Raw genomic sequence first — 4,756 nt, 5'->3', positions numbered from 1 at the left:
CCCGGCGATTGGCCTGCGCAGCAGCCCTTGTCTCAGGATGAAACACCCTGTCGCGAAATGGCACGCTGCAGTTGGCCATACCTGCTGCTGGCCAAGGCCGGAAAACCGGTTAAAAGATTGAAAGAAAACACTTTTACAGCACCTGGCACAGTTCCTGTATCACTACCGTCACATGCACACCTGCTGTACCAAAGCGTGCGACAACGATAAGAACAACAACCGTGGAGGTCTGACCTTGAAGACGACTCGACTCCGGCGGCAAGCGGGCAAACTGGCGCTGGTCGCCGCCGCGCTGCTGAGCACCCAGGCCATGGCGGCCGAGCAGGGCCCGAGCCTGTTGCAGAACAAGTGCATGGGGTGCCATATCCCCGAAGGCAACGACGCCTACAGCCGTATCAGTCACCAGCGCAAGACGCCGGAAGGCTGGCTGATGAGCATCGCCCGCATGCAGGTGATGCACGGCCTGCAGATCAGCGACGACGACCGCCGCACCCTGGTCAAGTACCTGGCCGACAAGCAGGGCCTGGCGCCCAGCGAAACCGATGGGGTGCGTTATGCCATGGAGCGCCGGCTGAACACCGTCGAGCAGTTCGACACCCAGCTCAGCGAAACCTGTGGCCGTTGCCACTCCGGTGCCCGTGTCGCCTTGCAGCGGCGCCCGGCCAAGGAATGGGAGCATCTGGTCAACTTCCATCTCGGCCAGTGGCCGTCCCTCGAATACCAGGCCCAGGCGCGTGACCGCGACTGGCTGCCGATCGCCCTGCAGCAAGTGGTGCCTGACCTGGCCAAGCGCTACCCGCTGGAAAGCGCGGCATGGGCCGAATGGCAGAAAGCCAGGCCCAAGGCCGATGCGCTGCCGGGGCAGTGGGCATTCAGCGGCCACATGCTGGCCAAGGGCGACGTGCGCGGGGTGATGAGCGTCACGCCTGACCAGGGTGACACCTTCAAGGTCGAGGTCAAGGGTGCGTATGCCGACGGCACACCGTTCAATGGCAGCGGTTCGGCGATCCTCTACAACGGCTATGAATGGCGTGGCAACGTCAAGGTGGGCGACGCCAACCTGCGCCAGGTGTTCGCCGCGCTGGATGGCGAAATGAAGGGCCGCATGTTCGAGGCCGAGCACGACGAGCGTGGCCTGGACTTCACCGCGGTGAAGGAGGGCAAGGCGCGCCTGCTGGCGGTACAGCCGGCATTCATCAAGGCTGGTGGCGAAAGCGAGATCACCCTGGTCGGCAGCGGCCTGGCCGGCAAACCGGACCTGGGCGCTGGCGTGGAAGTGACCGAGGTGCTGGAGCAGACCCCGACCCTGGTACGGCTGAAGGCCCGCGCCGCGGCCGATGCCAAGCCTGGCCAGCGCGAAGTCGCCGTAGGGACGCTCAAGGGTGTCAACCTGGCGGTGTACGACAAGGTCGAGGAAGTGAAGGTGGTGCCGGCGTTTTCCATCGCCCGCATCGGCGAGAACGGCGCTTCGGTGCCCAAGGTGCAGGGCCGTTTCGAGGCCGAAGCCTGGGGCAAGGACGCCAATGGCCAGCCGCTGCGCATCGGCTACCTGCCGGCCAGCTGGAAGGTCGAGCCATTCAACGAGCGTGCGGTCGAGGACGAAGACGTCAAGTTTGCCGGGAAGATGCAGGCCGATGGCGTGTTCGTGCCAGGCGGTGCCGGCCCCAACCCGGAGCGCAAGATGATGACCAACAACGCCGGCAACCTGAAGGTCATCGCCACCCTGGCCGACGGTGGCCAGACTGGTGAAGGGCACATGATCGTCACCGTACAGCGCTGGAACAACCCGCCGCTGCCGTAACGGCAGGGGCTTACGGTTTTCCAACGGATCGTTTATCGGGAGGTCGCCATGGGCGCGCTACTGAACCTGGTCGAACGCAACCTGCATGAAGTGCAGGTCGACGCCGACCGCATGCTGTTCCATATCCCCAGCAGTTCGCTGTTCACCGCCGACGCGGTGACCGGCGGCATCATCGACACCCTGCGCCAGCAAGGCTGTTCGGCCGAGGAGCTGATGCAGCGCCTTGGCCAGCAGTTTGCCGGCAGCGATATCCAGGACACCCTGCGCGAGCTGATCGCGCTGGAGCTGGTCAGCGACGGCTCGCCGCTGACCCCGGAAATCGCCCTCAGGCAGGTCGAGCGCACGGCGCTGAACACTGTGGTGCTCAACGTCAACACCGGCTGCAACCTCAGCTGCACCTACTGCTACAAGGAAGACCTGGACAAACCGTCCGCGGGCAAGAAGATGAGTACCGCCACCGCCGAGGCTTCGGTGGAGATGCTGCTCAAGGAGTCGCCCGACGAGCAGCGCTACAGCGTGGTGTTCTTTGGTGGCGAGCCGCTGTCCAACCGGCCTTTGATCGAGCACATGGTCGCCTACTGCGAGCGGCGCTTCGCCGAGGCTGGCAAGCAGGTGGAGTTCATCATGACCACCAATGCCACCTTGCTCACCGAAGAGATCGTCGACTGGCTCAATGCCCACCGGTTCGGCCTGTCGGTCAGCATCGATGGCCCCAAGACCGTGCACGACCGCAACCGCATCACCGTGGGCGGGCAGGGCACCTATGACGTGGTAAGGCGCAAGGTCGACATGCTGCTGTCGCGCTACCACAGCCGCCCGGTGGGCGCTCGGGTCACGCTGACCCGTGGCATCACCGACGTCGAGACCATCTGGAACCACCTGTTCAACGAACTGGGGTTCGCTGAAGTCGGCTTTGCCCCGGTCACCTCCGGCGATATGGCCAACTTCAACCTCACCGGCGAAGAACTGGTGCAGGTGTTCGCCAACATGAAGGCGCTGGGCCGGCGCTACCTGGAGGCTGCGCTGGAGCACCGCAACATCGGCTTCTCCAACCTGCACCAGCTGATCACCGACATCCATGAAGGCCACAAGAAGGCCCTGCCGTGCGGCGCCGGGCTGAAGATGCTGGCCGTGGACCATGAGGGCGAGCTGAACCTGTGCCACCGCTTCACCGGTTCCAGCCTGCCGACCTTCGGCAATGTGCACCAGGGCGTGAAGCAGGCGCAGCTTAACGACTTCCTGTCGCAACGCCTGGACCGCAGCAACACCGGCTGCGACAGCTGCCGCATCCGCAACCTGTGCTCCGGCGGTTGCTACCACGAAAGCTATGCCCGCTATGGCGACCCGCAGCACCCGACCTACCACTATTGCGAACTGATGCGCGACTGGGTCGACTTCGGCATCGAGGTCTACAGCCGCATCATGGCCGCCAACCCGGCCTTCATCGATCGCTACATCACCCCGCGGAAGGCGCACTGACATGAAGCACTTGAAGCCCCTGAACAACAAGGCGCGCATCCTCGAGCAGGCCGCCGCCGAAGACCGTGTCGAAGAAGTCATGGCCATGAGCGCAGTGGCGGGCTGCACCGCCACCACCGACCCGGGCTGGGAAGTGGACGCCTTTGGTGGCGTGAGCTCGCTGTGCCAGCCGATGGAGGCCGACCTGTATGGCTGTTCCGACCCTTGCTGGTGGCCGGCCCAGGTGCCGGACATGATGAGCACCTACCAGGACTGGAACGCCCAGGCGAGCAACTCGGCGGAAGACTGGCGCAACCTCGGCACCGTGTTCCCGAAAGACAAGTGACCGGCCCAACAAGAATGACAAGGGGAAACCGCATGAAAGCTGGACGCTGCGCGTCACTCGCGCTCACCATCGCCGCCGCGGCCTGTGCCGGGCTGGTACAGGCCGCCGACACCGGGCCGGCGCTGAAGGCTGGTCACGAATACATGATCGTGACCAACTACCCGAACAACCTGCACGTGGTCGATGTGGCCAGTGACACGGTGTACAAGAGCTGCGTGATGCCCGACAAGTTCGGCCCCGGCACCGCGATGATGGCGCCGGACAACCGCACCGCCTACGTGCTCAACAACCACTACGGCGACATCTACGGCATCGATCTGGACACCTGCAAAAACACCTTCCACGCCAACCTGTCCAGTGTGCCGGGTGAGGTGGGCCGGTCGATGTACTCGTTCGCCATCAGCCCGGACGGCAAGGAAGTGTACGCCACGGTCAACCCGACCCAGCGCCTGAACGACCACTACGTGGTCAAGCCACCGCGGCTGGAAGTGTTCAGCACCGCCGATGGCCTGGAGGCCAAGCCGGTGCGCACTTTCCCGATGCCGCGCCAGGTGTACCTGATGCGTGCGGCGGACGATGGCAGCCTGTACGTCGCCGGGCCGGACATCTACAAGATGGACGTGAATACTGGCAAGTACACGGTGGCCTTGCCGCTGCGCAACTGGAACCGCAAAGGCTACAGCGCCCCGGACGTGCTGTACTTCTGGCCGCACCAGAGCCCGCGCCACGAGTTCTCTATGCTGTACACCATTGCCAGGTTCAAGGATGACAAGCAGGACCCGGCCACCGCCGATCTGCTGTATGGCTACCTGAGCGTCGACCTGAAGACCGGCAAGACCCACACCCAGGAATTTGCCGACCTGACCGAGCTGTACTTCACCGGGCTGCGTTCGCCAAAAGACCCGAACCAGATCTACGGCGTGCTCAACCGCCTGGCCAAGTACGACCTCAAACAGCGCAAGCTGATCAAGGCGGCGAATCTGGACCACACTTACTACTGCGTGGCCTTCGACAAGAAGGGCGACAAGTTGTACCTGGGCGGCACCTTCAACGACCTGGCGGTGTTCAACCCGGATACGCTGGAGAAAGTGAAGAACATCAAGTTGCCGGGTGGGGACATGTCCACCACCACGCCGCAGGTGTTCATCCGT

5 protein-coding genes are annotated in these 4,756 nt (G+C 63.8%); all 5 read left to right on the top strand.

Translation table 11 applies throughout. The features are described 5' to 3' along the window. Positions 1-210 (top strand): hypothetical protein (locus ACK1U9_RS04960; RefSeq protein ID WP_449109741.1); only part of this gene is annotated, 210 nt, incomplete at its 5' end. Between the two features lie 25 nt (positions 211-235). Continuing rightward, complete coding sequence (gene peaA / locus ACK1U9_RS04955; protein ID WP_108481229.1) at positions 236-1,801, top strand: quinohemoprotein amine dehydrogenase subunit alpha; 1,566 nt, start codon at positions 236-238, stop codon at positions 1,799-1,801. Positions 1,802-1,849: 48 nt separating this feature from the next. Beyond that, positions 1,850-3,280, top strand: a complete 1,431-nt coding sequence (gene peaB / locus ACK1U9_RS04950) for a quinohemoprotein amine dehydrogenase maturation protein (protein ID WP_135002933.1) — start codon at positions 1,850-1,852, stop codon at positions 3,278-3,280. A 1-nt stretch (position 3,281) separates the two neighbouring features. Next, a complete protein-coding gene (gene qhpC / locus ACK1U9_RS04945) occupies positions 3,282-3,605 on the top strand; it encodes a quinohemoprotein amine dehydrogenase subunit gamma (protein ID WP_004375838.1) in 324 nt (107 codons plus the stop codon). A gap of 32 nt (positions 3,606-3,637) precedes the next feature. Beyond that, on the top strand, positions 3,638-4,756 hold a 1,119-nt coding region (gene peaD, locus ACK1U9_RS04940; protein WP_046614335.1), incomplete at its 3' end, for a quinohemoprotein amine dehydrogenase subunit beta.

This window comes from Pseudomonas sp. XP1, from assembly GCF_053557675.1.
Note: the sequence above shows the minus strand (reverse complement) of the source record. Positions and strands in the feature narration are given on the sequence as shown.